Raw genomic sequence first — 19,728 nt, 5'->3', positions numbered from 1 at the left:
GGGGTCTGTCGCCGCAGGGGAGTGACCCCGGTTTTCCACGGCGACGCATGCTCCTGCGAAGAAAACCAGGGTCAGTCCCTGAAGGGACAGACCCTGAGCCTGACGCGCCGGCGCCAGCCCTATCCCACGACAGCAAAGCTGGATGCGCGTCGCTGGCCCCTGGCCTTGCGGGGTGCCGACGCGGGGCTCGACGGCGCACCGATAAAAAAAAGCGGCCAACCGGCCGCTTTTTTCAACAGCAAAGGCGCTTACTTCACGCCATGCATCAGCTTCTGGATCAACGGCGCGACCAGGAACAGCACGATGCCGCCACCGACCAGCGACCAGAACCCGAACGTGTAGCCCGACAGCGCGGACGCTACCGACATGCCCGACTCGCCGCTGACGTGCGAGGCGAAGATGCCCGACAGGTTGTTGCCGATGCCGGTCGACAGGAACCAGCCGCCCATGCCCAGGCCCACCAGGCGCACCGGCGCCAGCTTGGTCACCATCGACAGGCCGATTGGCGACAGGCACAGCTCACCGATGGATTGGATCACGTAGACCATGAACAGCGTCCAGAACGGAATCTTGCCTTCGGCGGACACCAGCGACGACAGCGCGAACATCAGCAGGGCGAAGGCGACGCCGTTGAAGATCAGGCCCAGGCCGAACTTGCGCGGGATCGACGGGTCGGCATTGCGGCGCGCCAGCCAGATCCACGTGGCCGCGATGATCGGCGCGCACGTGATGATGGCGATCGAGTTCACGGACTGGAACCAGGCGGTCGGGAAGGTCCAGTCGCCGAAATCGCGGTTGACGATGTTCTCGGCCAGGAACGTAAACGAGCTGCCGGCCTGTTCGAAGAACATCCAGAACAGGATGTTGAACGCGAAGATGATCAGCATCGCGAACACCTTGTCGCGCGCGACCGGACCGTTGCGGAAGCCTTCCACCAGCAGCATCACGGCCAGCAGGATGAACAGCACCGTCAGCACGGCCTGCAGTTGCTGGGCACCGACGGCCAGCAGCGCGAACACGACGGGGATGACGACCAGCGCGCCCACGATCACGTACAGCACGCGCGCCATGCTTTGCGCCTGCGGTTCCGGTGCGCCGATGCCCTTCAGGCCCTGGCGGCCGATGAAGAACCACGCGAGGCTGATCAGCATGCCCACGCCGGAGGCGATGAACACCACCTTGTAGGCCGGCGTGTCGCCCGTGTTGAACACGTATTGCGCCAGGTACTGGGTCAGGATCGGGGCGATGAACGCGCCGCCGTTGATACCCATGTAGAAGATGGTGAAGCCGGAATCGCGGCGCGAATCCGCGGCCGAATACAGCTTGCCGACCATCGTCGAGATATTCGGCTTGAACAGGCCGTTACCGGTGATGATCGTGGCCAGGCCCAGCTTGAAGACGGTGGGGTCCGGGTAGGCGATCATGAACAGGCCGGCGGCCATGAACGTGGCGCCGATCAGGATGGAACGCTGGTAGCCCAGCACGCGGTCGGCCACGTAGCCACCGAACAGCGCCGCCGCGTACACGAGCGCCAGGTAGGAACCGTAGGTCAGGTTGGCATCGGCTTCGCCGGAGGAAGCGCCGCCGTGGAACTGCGCCACGATGTAGAGCACCAGGGCCCAGCGAATGCCGTAGAACGCGAAGCGTTCCCAGAATTCCGTCATGAACAACATCCAGAGTGGGCTGGGATGTCCCATGATCTGACGAAATTCCGGGATCGCCGCTTCATTCGTCGGTTTGGTTGTACCGCTCATGCGGATACCTCCTGAAAAAAAGTCGCCATTGTAATGTACCGGCTCCGATTGTCGATCTTTTCAGGTGGTGCACTGCAGCAATGTGGTAAGTTTGCCGAATTGTCTATAAACGTTGCAACCGCGTTTGCCTCGCGCCGAGGGTGGGTAGCGGGGGTTTGCGTGTATATTGACGGTTCGTACGGCCATATTGCAGAGCACGGCGGCCGGGTAACTGAAAGGATTCATGCACCATGGAACAAGGCTTTGTCGATACACTGATTTCTCCAGAGGGCAAACTTGAGGTCTTGTCCAAGGCGGAGGTCGTCAAGCTGCTCGATTCGGGCAAGGGCGGTCTCTATAATATGTTTCGCAACTGTGCGCTGGCGGTCCTGAACTGCGGCAGCACCATCGACGACGGCAAGGAGCTCCTGGAGCGCTACAAGTCGTTCGAGATCAACATCATCCAGCGCGAGCGCGGCATCAAGCTGGAGATCAAGGGCGCACCCGCCATCGCTTTCGTCGACGGCAAGATGATCAAGGGCATCCACGAGCACCTGTTTGCCGTGCTGCGCGACATCGTCTTCGTCAGCAACGAGGTCACGGACAATCCGAAGTTCGACCTCGCCTCGACGGAAGGCATCACGGATGCCGTCTTCCACATCCTGCGCAACGCCAACATCCTGCGCCCGCAGATCAACCCGAACCTGGTCGTGTGCTGGGGCGGCCACTCGATCAACCGGGCCGAGTACAACTACTCGAAGGAAGTGGGCTACCAGCTGGGCCTGCGCGGCATGGACATCTGCACGGGCTGCGGCCCGGGCGCGATGAAGGGCCCGATGAAGGGCGCCACCATCGGCCACGCCAAGCAGCGCTTCCTGAACGGGCGCTACCTGGGCATCACGGAGCCGGGCATCATCGCCGCCGAGTCGCCCAACCCGATCGTCAACGACCTGGTGATCATGCCGGACATCGAAAAGCGCCTGGAAGCCTTCGTGCGCACGGGCCACGGCATCATCGTGTTCCCCGGCGGCGCCGGCACGGCCGAGGAGATCCTCTACATCCTGGGCATCCTGCTCCATCCGGACAACGCCGACATCCCGTTCCCGCTGATCTTCACGGGCCCCGAATCGTCGCGCGACTACTTCATCCAGATCAACGAATTCATCGGCACGACGCTGGGCGAGGCGGCGCAGGAGCGCTACAAGATCATCGTCGACGATCCGGAAGCCGTGGCGCGCGAGATGCAGGAGGGGATCAAGCAGGTGCGCGAGTTCCGCAAGGGCCGCAGCGACGCCTACTACTTCAACTGGGCCCTGAAGATCGACCACGAGTTCCAGCGCCCGTTCGCGCCCACGCACGAGAACATGCGCAACCTGAAGCTGCACAAGAACCAGCCCGTGCACCTGCTGGCGGCGAACCTGCGGCGGGCGTTCTCCGGTGTCGTGGCGGGCAACGTCAAGGACGACGGCATCCGCGCCATCGAGCAGCACGGCCACTTCGAGATCCAGGGCGACCTGGCCATCATGGAGCCGATGGATGCGCTGCTGGCGTCGTTCGTCGCCCACAGCCGCATGAAGCTGCCCGGCAAGGCGTATACGCCATGCTACCGGGTCGTCAAATCGGCGTGACGCCGCCATGGTCGAACCGCCTTACCACCCGCCGGGCGATGCCGACGCGCTGATCCTGGCGTGGCTGCGCCGCGCCCGCGAATCGCAGCTGGGGCACTACGAGATGGCGACCATGCTGGAGCGGCGCAGCTACTGGCTGGGCGTGCCCGTCATCGTCATCTCGGGCGTGGTGGGCACGTCGGTGTTTGCCTCGATCGCCGCCGAGGTGGTGGCGGTGGAGGCGAAGCTGGCCGTGGGGGCGCTGAGCGTGCTGGCGGCAATCCTGTCGAGCTTGCAGACCTTCTTCAAGTTCGCCGAGCGGGCCGAGAAGCACAAGACGTTCGGCGCCCGCTACGGCGCCATCCGGCGCGAGCTGGAGGCCATGCATGCCAGCGGCACCGCGGCCCATGAGCCGAACTACATCAACGTGCTGCGCGACAAACTGGACCGGCTGGGCCAGGAAGCGCCGGCCGTCTCCAGTGCCATCCATGCGCACGTCCTGAAGGTATTGCGGGCGGACACTACCGCAGCGGGCGGCTAGCGCGCCCTGGTTGCCTTGTGCCGAGCCTGGCAGGCGAGCGGGAATAATTCTCCCGCAGCCGTGCCATCATGGCCGGGCAGCTTCGCGCCGATGTCACCCGCACGGAGGTCGCGCCGTACTGGACGCGATCGACCGCACCCAGCCCGTCCTAGAACCGATCCGTCCGGCCTGATCGTGCGCGCCGGCGACGACCTGCTCACCATGACGGGCCACACGGCCGCCGCACCGGCGGGGCCCCATCGACACATCCGCCATTGCGCCGGGTAGATCCGCGCGGTCAAGCGCGCTAGATCGCAAGTCGGACCCGCCCCGCCAGGGCTGCCGTGCCGGTCGATTGCGGCATGAAAGTTATGTTTTTAACCACATAATGCGGATTGTCGTCTATGATGGGCGCGCCCTGGTCGAGTCGATTGCGGACCAGGATTCTCGCCGATCTGCCTTCCCACGACATCACACGAAAGGAATGCATTATGACCATGAAGCCGCTGTGCGCGCTGCTGCTGGGCCTTGGGCTGTCCTGCGCCAATGCCCAGGCCGGAAGCCGCTATACGATCAACGACCTGTCCTTCCTCACGCCCGGCGACCGCTTTGTGCGCTGGGAAGGTATCAACGAAGCCGGCGATCTCGTCGGACAGGGCGGGGCGGGCGTGCTGACCTACATCGGCGGCACGCTGGCCGCCGACGCCTCCTATGGCGGCGTCGAGCAGGCCACCATCGGCAACAATGGCACGGTCCTGTTCAATGCTCCCGAACCGATGGCGGCATCGTACGTCTACAAGGCCTACACCATCAAGAATGGCGTGACCACGCAGCTGCCCCTGACTTCGCCGGATGGGCTCAATTACGTCACCGCCATCAACAACGCGGGCGTGACGGTCGGCGGTGCGGCCGACGGGGTGCATTGCGGTGAATCGGGCTCGTGCGACGGTACGCACCGTGCGGCGATCTTCGGCGCCGGCGCCCCGACCGTGCTGGGTACGCTCCCCGGTCATGCCGAAAGCATGGCCACGGCGATCAACAACCGCGGCGCCATCGTCGGCTGGAGCGGCAACTCGGCCTGGGGCGGTGCCTCGTTCATCTACCAGAACGGCACGATGCGCAACCTGAACGTCGGCACCGAAAGCACGGTGCCGGTGGCGATCAACGATGCCGGGCAGATCGCCGGTACCTATTGGCGCGGCGTCGAAGGCTACGGCTCCTGGGTGATGCGCAACGGCGCGGTCGAGTATTTCGGCCTCGACCATGAGCACACGAGCGTCGTCGATCTGAACAATGCCGGGCAGCTCATCGGCAACTCCGGTGCGATCCCCTCGGAGCGCGCGTGGATACGGGAAGGCGGCCAGCTGACGATGCTGGACGAACTGCTGCACGATGATGGCTGGTCCGTGCTGCAGGTGTACGCCCTGAACGACAAAGGCCAGATCGTCGCACAGGTGCGCCGTCCCGACGGCCAGCAGGTGTTCGCGGTGCTGACGCCGGACGAACCGCCGGTGCTGCTGCCGGTGCCGGAACCGGGCAGCTACGCGATGCTGGCGGCCGGCCTTGGCGTCATGGCGGTCTGGCGGCGTCGGCGCGCCACCGCGTAATACGTCGGCACAGCGCGGCAAGTCCAGCCAACGGCTGGTCCACGGGACCGGCCGCGACTGACTTCCTGTCTGCTAGTTGTTATTTTTGCCACTCACGTTGTTTTTTGATCTATTCTGTTGCGCGCCAGGCCGGGTGCTTTCGCACCCGGACCGGTTTTCCCACATCAATCGGAAGGAGATCGACCTATGCTTCGTACCCCGTTGCTGGCAGCGCTGCTGGGCCTCGGCCTGGCCTGTGCCGGCGCCCAGGCGCAAACGAAATACTCAGTCACCAGTCTGTCGTCGCTGACCCCCGGCCACACCGACATACACTGGCAGGGCATCAACAATGCCGGCGACCTGGCGGGCTTCGGCCCGAGCGGCACCGCCTATTCCCATATCGGCGGACAGCTCGGTTCACAGCCTTTCTCCGGGATCATCAAGCCGATCGTCGGCAACGACGGCTCGTTCGCCTTCAATGCCTCCGAATACGCCAGTGACGCCCAGTACCCGCTCGGCTTTGGCGTCGTCGTCCGCAACGGCGTGGCGACGCGGCTGCCCATGCTCGACGGCCGCGAAAACTACGTTGCCGCCATCAACGATGCCAGCGCGATGGTTGGCTGGGCAACCGACAACAACCTGATTTGCACGGGCTGGGGTGGCTGCAGGGGCCATGGCCATGCGGTCGTCTTTGCCAACGGCAGCGTGACGGACCTCGGCAAGCTGGCCGGTTACGGGGCGGGCAGCATCGCCACGTCGATCAACAACCACGGCGTCGTCGTCGGTTCGGGCAGCGACTACGCAGGGCACCGCGCGGCGTTCGTGTACGAGAACGGCGCGATGCGCAACCTGGAAATCCAGGGCGATGACGCGGGCGCGGTGGCGATCAACGATGCCGGACTGATCGCGGGCACCTACATGCGCGAGTCGGATGGCTATGGCACCTGGCTGATGCGCAATGGCACGGTGGAGTATTTCGGTTTCGACGGCCGCGACATGACCGCGGTCGACCTCAACAATGCTGGGCAGGTCATCGGCAACTCCGGCTATTGGGGCGACTACCGTCCGTGGATCCTTGTCGATGGCAAGGTCACGCTGCTCAACGACTTGCTCCAGGAGACCGGCTGGACGGTCGGGCAGGTATGGGACCTGAACGACAAGGGGCAGATTGTCGCAGACGTGCGCAATGCGAGTGGCGAATTCGGCTACGCCGTGCTGACGCCGGTACCGGAACCGGGCAGCTACGCCATGCTGGCGGCCGGCGTGGGCGTCTTGGCGGTCTGGCGGCGCCGTCGCGGGGCATCGACCGTCGTGTAAAGCTTCGGTAGGGCGGTCCGTAAGCGAGAAGGGGGCGGCACCGCCCGGCAGGCCGGCAGGCCTACCGGGCGACGACCGCCCCCTTTGCATCGCCGGATCGGCTGCCGGCTCAGTCTTCCTTGCGCAGGTGCGGGAACAGCAGCACGTCGCGGATGTTCGGCGAGTCCGTCAGCAGCATGATCAGGCGGTCGATGCCGATGCCGCAGCCGCCGGCCGGCGGCATGCCGTATTCCAGCGCGCGGATGTAGTCGGCGTCGTAGTACATCGCCTCGTCGTCGCCGGCTTCCTTCGCGGCCACCTGGGCCAGGAAGCGCGCCGACTGGTCTTCCGCATCGTTCAGCTCCGAGAAGCCGTTGGCGATCTCGCGGCCCACCATGAACAGCTCGAAGCGCTCCGTGATGCCCTCGCGGCTGTCCGACGCGCGCGCCAGCGGCGACACTTCTTCCGGATAGTCGATGATGAACGTGGGCTCCCACAGCTGCGCTTCCGCGGTTTCCTCGAACAGCGCCAGTTGCAGCGCGCCCAGGCCGGAGTGCGCGTGCGGCTTGACGCCGAACTTCTTCAGTTCCGCCTTGATGAACTCCGCGTCGTTCAGCTGTTCGTCCGTGTAGTGCGGCGCGAACTTGTTGATGGCGCCGACGATCGTCAGGCGGTGGAACGGCTTGGACAGGTCCAGCTCGCGCCCGCCGTAGGTCAGCACCGCGGAACCGTGCGCATCGACGGCGGCCTGGCGGATCACGGCTTCCGTGAAGTTCATGATCCACTGGTAGTCGGTGTACGCCGCGTAGAACTCCATCATCGTGAATTCCGGATTGTGACGGATCGACACGCCTTCGTTGCGGAAGTTGCGGTTGATCTCGAACACGCGGTCGAAGCCGCCCACCACGAGGCGCTTCAGGTACAGCTCCGGCGCGATACGCAGGAACATCTGCATGTCCAGCGCGTTGTGGTGCGTGATGAATGGCTTGGCCGCCGCACCGCCGGGGATCGTGTGCAGCATCGGCGTTTCGACTTCCATGAACTCGTTGTCCTGCATGAAGCGGCGGATCGACGCGATCGCGGCGGTGCGCGCCTTGAACGTGCGGCGGGTGTCCTCGTTCATGATCAGGTCCACGTAGCGCTGGCGGTACTTGGTCTCCTGGTCGGCCAGGCCGTGGAACTTGTCCGGCAGCGGGCGCAGCGACTTGGTGATCAGGCGCAGTTCCGTGACCTTGACGGTCAGTTCGTCCGTCTTGGTCTTGAACAGCGTGCCGACGACGCCCAGGATGTCGCCCAGGTCATACGTGCGGAAGGCTTCCATCGCGGCTTCGCCGGTCGCGTCCAGCGTGGCGTAGATCTGGATGCGGCCGTCGCATTTCACGCCCGACGAATCCTGCAGCGTGGCGAAGGCGGCCTTCTTGCCCGCTTCGCGCTTCAGCATCATGCGGCCCGCCAGGACCACGGGGACAGGGTTCGCTTCCAGTTCCTCGCGCGACTTGTCGCCATACTGCGCCTGCAGGTCGGCGGCCTTGTGCTCGGGCCGGAAGTCGTTCGGGAAGGCGACGCCTTTTTCGCGGATCGAGGCCAGCTTGGCACGGCGTTCGGCGATGATCTTGTTGTCGTCCTGGCCGGGCGCCTGGTCTTGGATGTCCGTAGTCATGGTGATTTATGCTTCTGTAGTGGTGGTGGTGACGGCGCTGCTGGCGAACAGCGCGTCGATATTCAGTTCGGTAAAGTCGCGCGCGACGCAGATGACGTTGTCGAATTCGGCGAAAGCGTCGGCCGGCAAGGTGGTCGTCAGCACGACGGCGCGCATGCCGGCGCGGCGGGCCGCTTCCACGCCCAGCGGCGCATCCTCGAACACGATGCAGTGTTCCGGCGCCACGCCGCAGCGCTCGGCGGCCAGCAGGAACACGTCCGGGTTCGGCTTGCCGCGGGCGACGTCGGCCGCGCCCACGACGGCATCGAAGTGGCGGCGCAGGTCCAGGCCGTCCAGCGTGAAGACGATGTTGGCGGGCGGCGCGGCGGTGGCCACGGCCAGGCGCACGTCCGCTTCCTGGGCGGTGGCGACGAGCTGCTCGAAGCCGGCCACCGTTTCCAGGTGCGGCGCGTACAGCTCGCGGTAGAGTTCTTCCTTCTCCGCGTCCAGCTCGGCCGCCTGTTCCCTGGTCAGCTCCGCGCCCAGGTAGGTGCGCATGATTTCATGGCCCTGGCGGCCCGCCGTGGCGCGAAAGAATTCGTCGCCGTCGATCGCATGGCCGCGGCGCTCGAAGAACGCCAGCCAGGATTTCGTGTGGAACGCCATGTTGTCGACGATGGTGCCGTCCATGTCGAAGATGAAGGCGCGTGCGCCTGCCTTGGTGGTCGCGGTCATTTATACGCCTTGTTTGAGCGAGGCGGCGATGAAGTCGTCCAGGTCGCCGTCCAGCACGTTTTTCGTGTTGCCCGTCTCGAAGCCCGTGCGCAGGTCCTTGATGCGCGACTGGTCCAGCACGTAGGAACGGATCTGGTGGCCCCAGCCCACGTCGGTCTTCGAGTCTTCCAGCTTCTGCTGCTCGCTCATGCGCTTGCGCAGTTCCTGTTCATACAGCTTGGCCTTCAGCATTTCCATCGCCTCGGCCTTGTTGCGGTGCTGCGAGCGGTCGTTCTGGCACTGTACGACGATGCCGGACGGCGCGTGCGTCAGGCGCACCGCGGAGTCGGTCTTGTTGATGTGCTGGCCGCCGGCACCGGACGCGCGGTAGGTGTCGATGCGCAGGTCGGCCGGGTTGATCTCGATCTCGATGGAGTCGTCCACTTCCGGGTAGACGAACAGCGACGTGAACGACGTGTGGCGGCCGTTGGCGCTGTCGAACGGCGACTTGCGCACCAGGCGGTGCACGCCCGTTTCCGTGCGCAGGTGGCCGTAAGCGTAGTCGCCCTCGACCTTCAGGGTCGCGGTCTTGATGCCGGCGACCTCGCCCTCGGACTCTTCCATGATCTCGACCTTGAAGCCCTTGCGTTCGCAGTAGCGCACGTACTGGCGCAGCAGCATCGAGGCCCAGTCCTGCGCCTCCGTGCCGCCGGCGCCGGCCTGGATGTCGATGAAGCAGTTGTTCGGGTCCATCGGGTTGTTGAACATGCGGCGGAATTCGAGACCCTCGATGACCTTCTGGATCTCGGCCGTATCGGCGATCACGGCTTCCAGCGTGCTGTCGTCGTTTTCTTCCCGGCCCATCTCGAACAGCTCGGCCATGTCGGCCAGGTCGCTCTTGGCCTTCGTCAGCGTGTCGACGATGGCTTCCAGGGCCTTCTTCTCGCGGCCCATGTCCTGGGCTTTCTTGGGATCGTTCCAGACGGCCGGGTCTTCCAGCTCGGCGTTCAGTTGTTCCAGTTTCTCCGACTTCTTATCGAAGTCAAAGATACCTCCGAAGTTCGGCTTCGCGGGTCGTCAGATCTGCGAGCTGGGCGGAGAGGGCGTTGATGCGTTCGGCTTCCATGATTTTTATGTCTCTGTAGAGTGCGATCAAACCCGGGATTATACCTTACCGCCCTCGGCCGCGGCGCCCGGCCAGCAGCACGGCCCCGTAGGCCAGCGCACCGTACAGCAGCACGATCGCAATGCACGCGGGAACGGTCGGCGCCACCAGCCAGCTGCCTTCGGTCAGGCCGAGCGGGTCCAGCACCGGATTCCAGGCAATCACGAGCGCCTGGGCCGGCAAGGTGGCATAGAAGGTCACGGGACCGGCGGGTCCCAGCACCAGCACGGCGTAGGAGACGAGGAAGTAGGCGACGACGCTGGCGGCGGCCAGCAGGGCGCGGCGGCGGACGGGCATGGCGATGCTCTCCTTGAGTGGGCGGCGGCACGTGCGTATTATGCATGCCGTTCCCTCTTTTCAGTATTGGAAATCCCATGGCCGCACCGCGCCTGTCTCGAATTTGCCTGCTTCTCGTTCCCCTGCTGGCCGCTGGCTGTGCCACCGTCAAGCAGGAGACGCCCGCCGGCAGCACGGTCACCCTGGCGCTGCTGGAAACAACCGACTTGCACGGCAACGTGGCCAGTTACGACTACTACAAGCTGGCGCCCGACGCGTCGCTGGGCCTGGAACGCACGGCCGCCCTGATCCGCGCCGCCCGCGCCGAGTTCCCGAATACCGTCCTGCTGGACAATGGCGACACGATCCAGGGCACCGCGCTGGCGGACTACCAGGCCGTGGCGGCGCCGCTGCCGTGCGGCGAAACGCTGGCCATCTACAAGGTGTTCAATGCGCTGGGCTATGACGGCGCCGGCGTGGGCAACCACGATTTCAACTACGGCCTGGCGTACCTGAACCAGGTCACGGGCAGCCGCTTCGACGTCGATGGCGTCGACCCGGCCCGCGCGGCTTGCGCCGGCCCCGCGTTCCCGCACGTGCTGGCCAACGTCGTCAGCGTGCGCTCCGGCCAGCCGCTGTTCCGGCCGTATGCCATCATCGACAAGGCGGTGACGGCGACCGCGCCCGATGGCGGCAGCGTGCGCGCCACCGTCAAGGTGGGCATCATCGGCTTCACGCCGCCGACGATCATGACGTGGGACAAGCGCCACCTGGAAGGCAAGGTGCGCACGATCGGGGTGCGCGAAGCGGCCGAGCGCTACGTCCCCGAGATGCGCGCCAAGGGCGCCGACCTGGTCGTCGCGATCTCGCACGGCGGGCTCGATGACAGCGACGATACGCCGACGCTGGAAAACGGCAGCTGGCACCTGGCCCGCGTGCCCGGCGTGGACGCGCTGCTGATCGGCCACTCCCACCAGGTGTTCCCGAACGCGGCCAGCACGGTCCCGCAGTTCAACCTGCCGGGCGTGGACAAGGCGAAAGGCACCGTGTACGGCGTGCCCACCGTGATGGCCGGCCTGTGGGGCAAGCAGCTGGGCGTGATCGGCTTGCGCCTGCGGCGCGACGGCGCGCGCTGGATCGTCGACAAGGAGCGCACGACAGTGGAGGTGAGGTCGATCCAGCCGGCCGGCGGCGCGGCCGTGGCGGCCGATCCCGCCGTGCTGCCGCTGATCGCGCCCGAGCACGAGGCCACCATCCGCTACGTCAAGACGCCGATCGGCGACACCGACTTCAGGCTGTCGACGTACTTCGCCGACGTGGGCGACACCAGCGCGATCCAGGTCGTCAACCAGGCGCAGGCCGCCTACCTGGCGGACTACGTCAACGCCAACCTGCCGCAGTACGCCGACCTGCCGGTGCTGTCGCTGGCGTCGCCCTTCAAGACGGGCAGCGCCGGCGCCACCGATTTCACGGACGTGGCGGCGGGGCGCATCGCCCTGAACAACGCGGCCGACCTGTACCTGTACCCGAACTCGCTGGTGGGCGTCAAGGTGGACGGCGCCGTGCTGAAAGGCTGGCTCGAGAAGGCGGCCGGGCGCTTCAATACGATCGACCCGGCGCGCCGCGACGAGCAGGAACTCGTCGACACGGGCTTTGCCGGCTTCAACTTCGACATGGCGACCAGCGCGGAGCTGCAGTACGAGATCGACGTCACTCAGCCCCCGGGGCGACGCATCGTCGACCTGCGCTGGCGCGGTTCTCCCGTGGCCCCTGGCCAGCAATTCCTGGTCGCGACCAACAACTACCGGGCCGCGGGCGGCGGCGCCTTCCCGGGGCTGGACGGCAGCCGCACCGTCGTCACGGCGCCCGACAACAACCGCGACGTGCTGATCGCCTACATCAAGCAGCAGCGCGAACTGCGCCGCGCCGTCCACGGCAACGCGCGCAGCTGGCGCTTCGCGCCCGTGCGCACGGCCGGACCCGTCGTGTTCCATTCGGCGCCGGGCAAGGTGGCGGTGGCGCGCCAGGCCGGCATCGACAATGTGCGGGAGCTGCGGGCCGACGATGGCGCGGGCAAGGGGCTGGCGGTGTATGCGATCGAGCTGGCTAAATGATGGCAATGAAACGTCAAGCGAAGAGCGCCCTGTGGCTGGCGCTGATATTGGCAAGCGCATCGGCACATGCACAGGTTGCGCAGCCCGGGAGTGCCACCGCCCCGGTTTGCCCTTCGGAACAGGTCGACGGGCAGCACAGCGCGTCCACGCTGACGCAGCTCGGTGACGCAGCGATGGAGTCCACTGCCGGTGGTCCGGACACCTTGCTGCGCGCATTGGCACTGTATCGCGAAGCGGCGCTGTGCGGCGATGCGCTGGCGGGCGTACGGCTGGCGGGAGCCTACCTGTCCGTCCATGGTTCCCGCTTCAGCGACGCGGCGGTCCAGTTGTACGAGCTGGCTGCCGCGCAAGGGATCCGCGACGCCTACGTCCCGCTGGCGAACCTGTACTACTTCGGCAATCACGGCGTGGCGGTCAATTATCCGCGCGCGAAGGCACTGTACGAACTTGCCGCCCAATTCGACGACGGCCTGGCACTGAACAACCTGGGCGACCTGTACGAGATGGGGCGCGGGGTAGCGGTCGATTACGTGCAGGCGCGGGCGCTGTACGAGCGCTCGGCGGCGGCCGGGGAATCGATGGGCTTCGCCAGCCTTGCCTCCCTGCTGAGCGACGGGAAAGGCGTGGCCCGCCATCCCGTGCTGGGCCTGGCCTATGCGGAGTACGCTGCCATGCTGGACAAGGACAGTACCTTCATCGCGAATATCCGCCGCGACCTGCGCGGCACCGTGACAAGCGAGGAGCGGAACCAGGCCAGCGCGCTGGCGGACGCCTGGCGCAAGGACGGGGCGCCGGCGCGCTTGCCGGTCCCCATGGATGTCGCGCCGCCAGCCGACGAGCCGGATACCGGCCAGCCGGCGCCACAGCAAACCATTCCGGCGGGATAGCGCTGGAAAGCTGAAAAACGGTGACAGTCACCGGTTGTATCGGCATGCCCCGCTGAGACGGACGCAGCGCGCACGCGGGCGGCGAAAGCGACCTCGTCACTGTTATCATGGGACGCGCGGATTGCGCTGAGATCGGGAGAACTCGCCCATGAAGCATGCGTTGGCTTGCGGAATTTACCTGTTTCTTGCCCAGCTGGCCTACAGCCCGGCACTGGCGGCCAGTGCCCAGCCGAGCCAGCGGGCGGCCGAGGACGACGTCGAAGCCCAATTGCTGGCCCTCGAAAGGCGGCGCGCCGACGCCATCGTCCGGCGCGATATCCCGGCCCTGCGCGACCTGATGGACCGCTACTACCGCCACGTGGAAAGCCGCGGGCGCGTGCGCAGCAAGACGGACCTGCTGACAGCGCTGGAGCGCGGAGAATTCCGCTTCCAGTTCTACGAAAGCGAAACGGCCGAGGTCCAGTTGCTGCCGGGTGGGCAGGCCGCTGTCGTCGCCGGTGTGTTCCGCAGCCAGCAGCCCGGCCGCAAGCTGTTTCGCGGTCGCTATGTGCGGGTGTGGGTGAGGGCGCCGGATGGTTGGAAAAACACCTTTCACCAGGGGACCGAGATCCGGCAGGCGGCCGACCGCTGTCCCTGCGAATGACGACCGCAGGGCTGCCCGATGCACGGCCGTCGATTCGATAGTTCTTGAAATGTCGTACGGTCTGGCATATCATCGCCACACTTCGACAGGCAGGAGCATCCGATGGAAACCAGAGGCGCGTTGGCGGCATTGTCCGCATTGGCACAGGAGAGCCGGCTGGCCGTGTTCCGGCTGCTCGTGCAGGCCGGACCTGAAGGCTTGGCGGCCAGCCGCATCGCCGAGGAGCTGGACATCGCGCCCTCGTCGCTGTCGTTCCACCTGAAGGAGCTGTCGCACGCCAGTCTCGTCACGTCGCGGCAGCAGGGGCGTTTCGTGATCTATTGCGCCGACGTCCAGGCGATGAACGCGCTGATCGGCTTCCTGACCGAGAACTGCTGCGGCGGTATTCCCTGCGGTCCCGGCACCGCCTCCTGCGGCCCCGGCGCGGGCTGCTGATTTCCTCCACTCTTACAAGGTCACCATGAATATCCTGTTCCTGTGCACGGGCAACTCGTGCCGTTCGATCCTTTCTGAAGGCACGTTCAACCACCTGGCGCCGGCCGGCTGGCGCGCCTTGAGCGCGGGCAGCCAGCCCACCGGGAAATTGCATCCGCGCGCCGTGGCCCTGCTGCAGCGGAAAGGCATCTCCACCGAGGGCTACCACAGCAAATCCTGGGACAGCCTGCCGGTCGTGCCCGACATCGTCGTGACCGTGTGCGGCAGCGCCGCCGGCGAGACCTGCCCGGCCTACCTGGGGCCGGTGCTGCGCACGCACTGGGGGCTGGACGACCCGAGCCACGTCGTCGGCAGCGATGCGGAACTCGAGGCCGCGTTCGAGCGTACCCACGCCATTATCGTCGCGCGCATCGAGGCTTTCCTGGCGCTGCCGCTGGCGGAACTGCAACAGGACCGCGCCCGCCTGCAGGCGGCGCTGGACCGCATCGGCACGCTGCTGCCGTAACCCATCGACGGTACTTGCGCGCCCATGGCCATCGCCTTCCTGATCTTCCTTGCCACGCTGGCCTGCGTCATCTGGCAGCCCCGTGGCCTCGGCATCGGCTGGAGCGCCACGGCCGGCGCGCTGGTGGCGCTGCTGGCCGGTGTCATCCACGTGGGCGATATTCCCGTCGTCTGGCACATCGTCTGGAACGCGACGGGGGCCTTTGTCGCCGTCATCGTCATCAGCCTGCTGCTGGACAAGGCCGGCTTCTTCGAATGGGCCGCGCTGCACGTGGCGCGCTGGGGCGGGGGCAGCGGGCGGCGCTTGTTCGCCATGCTGGTGCTGCTGGGCGCCGCGGTCGCGGCGCTGTTCGCCAACGACGGCGCGGCGCTGATCCTGACGCCGATCGTGATCGCGATGCTGCGCGCCCTGCGCTTCGAGCGGCGGGCCACGCTGGCGTTCGTGATGGCGGCCGGGTTCATCGCCGATACCGCCAGCTTGCCGCTGGTGGTGTCGAACCTCGTCAATATCGTGTCGGCCGACTATTTCGGCATCGGCTTTGCCCGCTACGCGGCCGTCATGGTGCCGGTCAACGCCGTCTCGGTGGCCGCGACCCTGGCGGCATTGCTGTTGTTCTTCCGCAATGACATCCCGGCGGACTACGACCTTGCGCAGCTCAGGCGGCCGCATGAAGCCATCCATGACCGGGCGACCTTCATTGCCGGCTGGTGGGTGCTGGGCCTGCTGCTGGCAGGCTTCTTCCTGCTCGATGCACTGGGGGTGCCGATCAGCGCCGTCGCCGCCGCGGGCGCCCTGGCATTGCTTGCCGTGGCCGCGCGCGGGCACCGCATCTCGACCCGCGCAGTGCTGCGCGGTGCGCCGTGGCAGGTCGTGATCTTCTCGCTGGGCATGTACCTGGTCGTGTACGGCCTGCGCAACGCCGGCCTGACGGGCTACCTGACGGCGCTGCTGGAGCGCTGTGCGGCCCACGGCGTGTGGGGCGCGGCGCTGGGGACGGGGTTCGTCACGGCGATCCTGTCCTCGATCATGAACAATATGCCGACCGTGCTGGTGGGCGCGCTGTCGATCGACGCCACCAGCGCCCAGGGCGCCGTGCGCGAAGCGATGATCTACGCGAACGTAATCGGCAGCGACCTGGGACCGAAGATCACGCCGATCGGCAGCCTGGCGACCCTGCTGTGGCTGCACGTGCTGGACAGCAAGGGCATCCACATCGGCTGGGGCTACTACCTGCGGGTGGGGCTCGTGCTGACGTTGCCGGAACTGACGCTGACCCTGGCCGCCCTGGCGCTGCGCCTGTCATAGACTACTCACCAAGGAAAACCATGGACCGGATTCCCGACCTGCCCAATCTGCGCCCACACCAGCTCGACCTGCCGACCTTGCCCAAGCTCGAGCCGGCCGGCGGCTTCGATCATCCACCCCGCTTCCTGCTGTTGTACGGCTCCCTGCGCGAGCGCTCGTTCAGCCGCTACCTGACGGAAGAGGCGGCGCGCATCCTCACGCACTTCGGCGGCGACGTGAGAATCTTCGACCCGACCGAGCTGCCGATGGTGGGCAGCGTGGCCGAGGATCACCCGAAGGTGGCCGAGCTGCGCGCGCTGTGCCTGTGGTCGGAAGGCCAGGTATGGTGCAGTCCCGAACGGCACGGCGCCGTTACGGCGGTCATGAAGAACCAGATCGACTGGATTCCGCTGGAGCAGGGCGCCGTGCGCCCGAGCCAGGGGCGCACCCTGGCGGTGATGCAGGTGTGCGGCGGCTCGCAGTCGTTCAATGTCGTCAATACGCTGCGCCTCCTGGGGCGCTGGATGCGGATGTTCACGATTCCGAACCAGTCGTCGGTGCCCATGGCCTACAAGGAGTTCGACGACGCCGGCCGCATGCGCCCCTCGGCCTATTACGACCGGGTGGTGGACGTGATGGAGGAGCTGTTCAAGATGACGCTGCTGCTGCGCGGGCGCACGGACTACCTGACGGACCGCTACAGCGAACGCAGCGAGCGGGCGCAGAAGGCGATCGACCGGCAGATCGCCAGGCTGTAGGTCGGCGCCTCACTCGGGTACGTGGATGCGTGCCTTGATGTGCTTCAGGTTCGCCACGATGGTAAACGTCATCACGACCAGCAGCGACCACGAACTCCATTTGCTGACGTGGACGACGGCCCAGGCGCCCAGCTGGTTCGGATAGCGCCACACGCCGAAGAACGTGCCCAGGTTTTCCGCCAGCCAGATGAAGAAGCCGATCAGCACGAAGGCCAGCAGCAGCGGCATGCGGCGGTCGCGGTCGAGCGGGCGGAACACGACGGTGGTGCGGGCATACAGGCCCAGCGCGCAGGCGGCCAGGTACCAGCGGTAGTCGCCGATGTAGTGATGCGTGAAGAAGTTCGCGTAGATCGCGAGGGCGATCAGCGCGGCCAGCGGGTAGGGCGGATGGTGGCGGATACGCAGGTCGAACAGGCGCCAGGCCTGGATGATGTAGCTGCCCACGGCCGCGTACATGAAGCCCGCGAACAGGGGCACGCCGAACAGCTTGGTCAGGCCGTCGTCCGGATAGCTCCAGGACTGGATCGCACCGGACGTCTTGAACACCTCCAGCGCGAAGCCGACCACGTGGAACAGGCTGACGGCCTTCAGCTCGTCACACGTCTCCAGCCGGGTGGCCACCATGCCGGCCTGGATCGCCAGCGCCGCCAACAGCAGGACATCGTAGCGGGCGATGCCGAACAGCCCCGCGCGCGGCACCAGGAACACGGCGGCAAAGAACAGGCCGACGAACAGGCAGGCGCGCGCTTCCTTGATGCCGAAATACAGGAACTCGACGGCGGCACGGCGCCAGCCCGCCAGCGCGCGCGGGCGCGCATCCGTCAGGTGGCTGTCGAGGGTCGCCAGCATCGGCGCGTCAGTGCGGGCGCTTCTGCTGCTGCACGAGGATGAACGGACTGACGACGCAGGCCCACAGCGTGGCATCCGTTTCCAGCCAGCCCTGCGCCTGCTGGTCCGAGACCTTGGCGATCTGGCCGGCGCCCATCCACTGGCCGACGCTGGCCTTGTCGTCGTGGGCGATCCGGACGGCCACCTCGACGAGATCCAGTTCATCGGCCACCCACACCACGTTGCCGGAAGCGAAGTGGCGCACCAGCTCCGTCCACGGCAGGCGCGCCGTCTCGCGGTTCACTTTCTGGCGCAGTTCGGTGTCTTTGTCGGGGTCGAGTTGCATGGGCTGGTTCGGCATTGCGTAGTCAGGGTTGAAGTGGCTGGGGAGCGACGGGCAGCGGGATCGGTTTGACCAGCGGCTGCGGCGTGCCCCGCCATGTTAACCGATAGGCCGGTCCTTTGCGAACGTTGCCGACCAGCGCCGGCCGGAAACAGGCCAGGCACGTGCCGCCGGCATGGCGCACGCTGGGGTAGATGATCCCTGTCGAGCCGCCCGCCAGCAGGCGCTCGGCCAGCGCCTGCGAGGCGACATAACTGGTGGGGTCGAGGCAGTCGGCAAACCCGCCCTGGCCGCGCAGGTCGTGGAACGGCGCCGTGAAGTCGGCCAGCATCGCCTGGTACGTCACGCTGTCCTCGAAACGGTCGATTTCCGCGTATTCGACGGTCTTGTGGAACATCACCTCGGCCAGCGCGGTCTCCATCGCGAAGCCGCAATACCAGGCGCCCCGTTCGGCGTCGTTGAAACGGCTGCCTTCCGGGCGCGCATAGGTATAGGCCGCGTTGACGATGCGGTAGTTGGGCACGGCGAACAGCAGCTCGTCGATGCCGATGCCCGGCGTGCCGCCGTGCTCCGACAGCAGGCGCGCATTGGTGGCGTTGTCGAGTTCGAACAGGTCGCGCAGCTCGGCATCGCTGTCGGCCAGCGGGGCGAGGACGGAATCTTCGACATCGGCAAAGCGGGACGGGATCAGGCGGCAGGTATCGAACTGGCGCAGCAGCCGCAGCGGCGGCGTGGCGTTGGATGAGTCGACGGACAATTACAGGCCTCCACGCCGCGCATCGAGCAGTTTGCGGACGGTTTGCATCGACAGCAGGCCGCCCGCCAGCATGTAGGCAAGCGGCGTGCGGCCGGAAAAGATGATGTTCTTGTTGGGCAGGCTGACCCACTCGTCGGCCAGCTTGTCGCCGTAGATGATGTGCAGGGTTTTATAAATGCCGAGCAGGTACGAGATGCGCGTGATGCGGTCCACCTCCAGCACCCGGTCGGGGTTCTTCTTCCATTCGTAGAAGGCACTGCTGGACAGGCCCCCCAGCAGTTCCCTGGCATCGTCGTCGCGCAGCTTCCAGGCCGCCGCCAGCTTGAAGAAGCCCTTCAGCGCGGACTTCGACAGCCGCTCGCGTTCCTCGCGGGCGTTCAGGTCGACGGGGTTCTGGGGCAGGTAGCGACTGGTGGGGTAAGCGTAGGCGGAATACATAAATCCTCCATTAATGGAGACGTTATACTCCGCTTCAGGATTGAACGCAAGTCTTTTTCATTGCGCTAGACCAACCTCGACTGTAGGCACGGCGGTGCAATGGCTGTGCGATTTCGTCTGACAGGGGACTGGCCGGGTGCCACCGGTAGGCGTAAGATACCCTTCACTTGTCGTTACAGCCAGTCCCACGTGCAAGGAAA

Annotated in this window: 20 protein-coding genes; 11 read left to right on the top strand and 9 right to left on the bottom strand. The window is 66.1% G+C overall.

All coding sequences use genetic code 11. The features are described from left to right. Positions 1-248: 248 nt before the first annotated feature. Positions 249-1,697: a peptide MFS transporter gene (locus tag PX653_RS08260; protein WP_443094352.1), complete on the bottom strand. Its 1,449-nt coding sequence runs from the start codon at positions 1,695-1,697 to the stop codon at positions 249-251. 287 nt (positions 1,698-1,984) lie between these two features. Between PX653_RS08260 and ppnN the strand changes: the two genes are divergently transcribed. The 4 genes from ppnN (at position 1,985) to PX653_RS08240 (ending at position 6,763) form a co-directional block, all read left to right on the top strand. Next, complete coding sequence (ppnN, locus tag PX653_RS08255; protein ID WP_277417413.1) at positions 1,985-3,361, top strand: nucleotide 5'-monophosphate nucleosidase PpnN; 1,377 nt, start codon at positions 1,985-1,987, stop codon at positions 3,359-3,361. A 7-nt stretch (positions 3,362-3,368) separates the two neighbouring features. Further along, positions 3,369-3,881, top strand: coding sequence for an SLATT domain-containing protein (locus PX653_RS08250; RefSeq protein WP_277417412.1), 513 nt, complete (start codon positions 3,369-3,371; stop codon positions 3,879-3,881). 470 nt (positions 3,882-4,351) lie between these two features. After that, positions 4,352-5,467 carry a PEP-CTERM sorting domain-containing protein gene (locus PX653_RS08245; RefSeq protein WP_277417411.1) on the top strand — a complete coding sequence of 372 codons (1,116 nt, stop codon included), beginning with the start codon at positions 4,352-4,354 and terminating at the stop codon, positions 5,465-5,467. Positions 5,468-5,668: 201 nt separating this feature from the next. Then, positions 5,669-6,763 carry a PEP-CTERM sorting domain-containing protein gene (locus tag PX653_RS08240; protein WP_277417410.1) on the top strand — a complete coding sequence of 365 codons (1,095 nt, stop codon included), beginning with the start codon at positions 5,669-5,671 and terminating at the stop codon, positions 6,761-6,763. 109 nt (positions 6,764-6,872) lie between these two features. Here PX653_RS08240 and lysS read toward each other — a convergent pair whose 3' ends face one another. From lysS to PX653_RS08220, 4 genes are all read right to left on the bottom strand, one after another. Continuing rightward, positions 6,873-8,402 (bottom strand): lysine--tRNA ligase, encoded by a 1,530-nt coding sequence (gene lysS / locus PX653_RS08235; RefSeq protein WP_277417409.1) that lies wholly within the window; start codon positions 8,400-8,402, stop codon positions 6,873-6,875. A 6-nt stretch (positions 8,403-8,408) separates the two neighbouring features. Further along, positions 8,409-9,116 carry an HAD family hydrolase gene (locus tag PX653_RS08230; RefSeq protein WP_277417408.1) on the bottom strand — a complete coding sequence of 236 codons (708 nt, stop codon included), beginning with the start codon at positions 9,114-9,116 and terminating at the stop codon, positions 8,409-8,411. Further along, a protein-coding gene (gene prfB / locus PX653_RS08225; protein ID WP_277417407.1) for a peptide chain release factor 2 occupies positions 9,117-10,221 on the bottom strand; the annotation gives its coding sequence in 2 pieces (ribosomal slippage) (positions 9,117-10,139 and positions 10,141-10,221; 1,104 coding nt in all). It abuts the gene before it with no gap. A 45-nt stretch (positions 10,222-10,266) separates the two neighbouring features. Beyond that, positions 10,267-10,557, bottom strand: a complete 291-nt coding sequence (locus tag PX653_RS08220) for a hypothetical protein (RefSeq protein WP_277417406.1) — start codon at positions 10,555-10,557, stop codon at positions 10,267-10,269. A gap of 77 nt (positions 10,558-10,634) precedes the next feature. Here PX653_RS08220 and PX653_RS08215 point away from each other — a divergent pair, with 77 nt between their 5' ends. From PX653_RS08215 to arsH, 7 genes are all read left to right on the top strand, one after another. Next, positions 10,635-12,650 carry a bifunctional 2',3'-cyclic-nucleotide 2'-phosphodiesterase/3'-nucleotidase gene (locus tag PX653_RS08215; protein ID WP_277417405.1) on the top strand — a complete coding sequence of 672 codons (2,016 nt, stop codon included), beginning with the start codon at positions 10,635-10,637 and terminating at the stop codon, positions 12,648-12,650. Positions 12,651-12,655: 5 nt separating this feature from the next. Then, complete coding sequence (locus PX653_RS08210; RefSeq protein WP_277417404.1) at positions 12,656-13,537, top strand: tetratricopeptide repeat protein; 882 nt, start codon at positions 12,656-12,658, stop codon at positions 13,535-13,537. 148 nt (positions 13,538-13,685) lie between these two features. Next, a complete protein-coding gene (locus PX653_RS08205) occupies positions 13,686-14,180 on the top strand; it encodes a nuclear transport factor 2 family protein (RefSeq protein WP_277417403.1) in 495 nt (164 codons plus the stop codon). Positions 14,181-14,282: 102 nt separating this feature from the next. Beyond that, positions 14,283-14,615 carry an ArsR/SmtB family transcription factor gene (locus PX653_RS08200; protein WP_277417402.1) on the top strand — a complete coding sequence of 111 codons (333 nt, stop codon included), beginning with the start codon at positions 14,283-14,285 and terminating at the stop codon, positions 14,613-14,615. A gap of 25 nt (positions 14,616-14,640) precedes the next feature. After that, positions 14,641-15,120 (top strand): arsenate reductase ArsC, encoded by a 480-nt coding sequence (locus PX653_RS08195; protein ID WP_277417401.1) that lies wholly within the window; start codon positions 14,641-14,643, stop codon positions 15,118-15,120. 24 nt (positions 15,121-15,144) lie between these two features. Then, positions 15,145-16,425, top strand: a complete 1,281-nt coding sequence (locus PX653_RS08190) for an arsenic transporter (RefSeq protein ID WP_277417400.1) — start codon at positions 15,145-15,147, stop codon at positions 16,423-16,425. 20 nt (positions 16,426-16,445) lie between these two features. Then, entirely contained in the window at positions 16,446-17,162 is a 717-nt protein-coding gene (gene arsH / locus PX653_RS08185) for an arsenical resistance protein ArsH (protein ID WP_277417399.1), read from the top strand. 9 nt (positions 17,163-17,171) lie between these two features. Here the strand turns inward: arsH and PX653_RS08180 are convergent, their stop codons facing one another. The 4 genes from PX653_RS08180 to PX653_RS08165 are packed head-to-tail and all read right to left on the bottom strand — an operon-like array spanning position 17,172 to position 19,528. Next, positions 17,172-18,011: a DUF817 domain-containing protein gene (locus tag PX653_RS08180; protein WP_277417398.1), complete on the bottom strand. Its 840-nt coding sequence runs from the start codon at positions 18,009-18,011 to the stop codon at positions 17,172-17,174. Positions 18,012-18,018: 7 nt separating this feature from the next. Beyond that, complete coding sequence (locus tag PX653_RS08175; protein WP_277417397.1) at positions 18,019-18,336, bottom strand: DUF2288 domain-containing protein; 318 nt, start codon at positions 18,334-18,336, stop codon at positions 18,019-18,021. A gap of 22 nt (positions 18,337-18,358) precedes the next feature. After that, positions 18,359-19,090 carry an RES family NAD+ phosphorylase gene (locus PX653_RS08170; RefSeq protein ID WP_277417396.1) on the bottom strand — a complete coding sequence of 244 codons (732 nt, stop codon included), beginning with the start codon at positions 19,088-19,090 and terminating at the stop codon, positions 18,359-18,361. Then, on the bottom strand, positions 19,091-19,528 hold the full coding sequence (locus tag PX653_RS08165) for an antitoxin Xre/MbcA/ParS toxin-binding domain-containing protein (RefSeq protein ID WP_277417395.1): 438 nt from the start codon (positions 19,526-19,528) through the stop codon (positions 19,091-19,093). Between the last annotated feature and the right edge of the window lie 200 nt (positions 19,529-19,728).

Origin of the sequence: Pseudoduganella chitinolytica (genome assembly GCF_029028125.1) — a bacterium.
Taxonomy (GTDB): domain Bacteria; phylum Pseudomonadota; class Gammaproteobacteria; order Burkholderiales; family Burkholderiaceae_D; genus Rugamonas; species Rugamonas chitinolytica.
The sequence above is the reverse complement of the archived record's forward strand: the minus strand, read 5'-3'. Positions and strand labels throughout refer to the sequence as shown.

Coding starts and splice junctions, on each gene's coding strand:
- PX653_RS08190 (WP_277417400.1), top strand. CDS start 15,145: ATGGCCATCGCCTTCCTGATCTTCCTTGCCACGCTGGCCTGCGTCATC.
- PX653_RS08260 (WP_443094352.1), bottom strand. CDS start 1,697: ATGGGACATCCCAGCCCACTCTGGATGTTGTTCATGACGGAATTCTGG.
- PX653_RS08220 (WP_277417406.1), bottom strand. CDS start 10,557: ATGCCCGTCCGCCGCCGCGCCCTGCTGGCCGCCGCCAGCGTCGTCGCC.
- PX653_RS08210 (WP_277417404.1), top strand. CDS start 12,656: ATGAAACGTCAAGCGAAGAGCGCCCTGTGGCTGGCGCTGATATTGGCA.
- PX653_RS08180 (WP_277417398.1), bottom strand. CDS start 18,011: ATGCTGGCGACCCTCGACAGCCACCTGACGGATGCGCGCCCGCGCGCG.
- lysS (WP_277417409.1), bottom strand. CDS start 8,402: ATGACTACGGACATCCAAGACCAGGCGCCCGGCCAGGACGACAACAAG.
- PX653_RS08165 (WP_277417395.1), bottom strand. CDS start 19,528: ATGTATTCCGCCTACGCTTACCCCACCAGTCGCTACCTGCCCCAGAAC.
- PX653_RS08250 (WP_277417412.1), top strand. CDS start 3,369: ATGGTCGAACCGCCTTACCACCCGCCGGGCGATGCCGACGCGCTGATC.
- ppnN (WP_277417413.1), top strand. CDS start 1,985: ATGGAACAAGGCTTTGTCGATACACTGATTTCTCCAGAGGGCAAACTT.
- PX653_RS08175 (WP_277417397.1), bottom strand. CDS start 18,336: ATGCAACTCGACCCCGACAAAGACACCGAACTGCGCCAGAAAGTGAAC.
- PX653_RS08245 (WP_277417411.1), top strand. CDS start 4,352: ATGACCATGAAGCCGCTGTGCGCGCTGCTGCTGGGCCTTGGGCTGTCC.
- PX653_RS08205 (WP_277417403.1), top strand. CDS start 13,686: ATGAAGCATGCGTTGGCTTGCGGAATTTACCTGTTTCTTGCCCAGCTG.
- PX653_RS08230 (WP_277417408.1), bottom strand. CDS start 9,116: ATGACCGCGACCACCAAGGCAGGCGCACGCGCCTTCATCTTCGACATG.
- PX653_RS08200 (WP_277417402.1), top strand. CDS start 14,283: ATGGAAACCAGAGGCGCGTTGGCGGCATTGTCCGCATTGGCACAGGAG.
- PX653_RS08215 (WP_277417405.1), top strand. CDS start 10,635: ATGGCCGCACCGCGCCTGTCTCGAATTTGCCTGCTTCTCGTTCCCCTG.
- PX653_RS08195 (WP_277417401.1), top strand. CDS start 14,641: ATGAATATCCTGTTCCTGTGCACGGGCAACTCGTGCCGTTCGATCCTT.
- arsH (WP_277417399.1), top strand. CDS start 16,446: ATGGACCGGATTCCCGACCTGCCCAATCTGCGCCCACACCAGCTCGAC.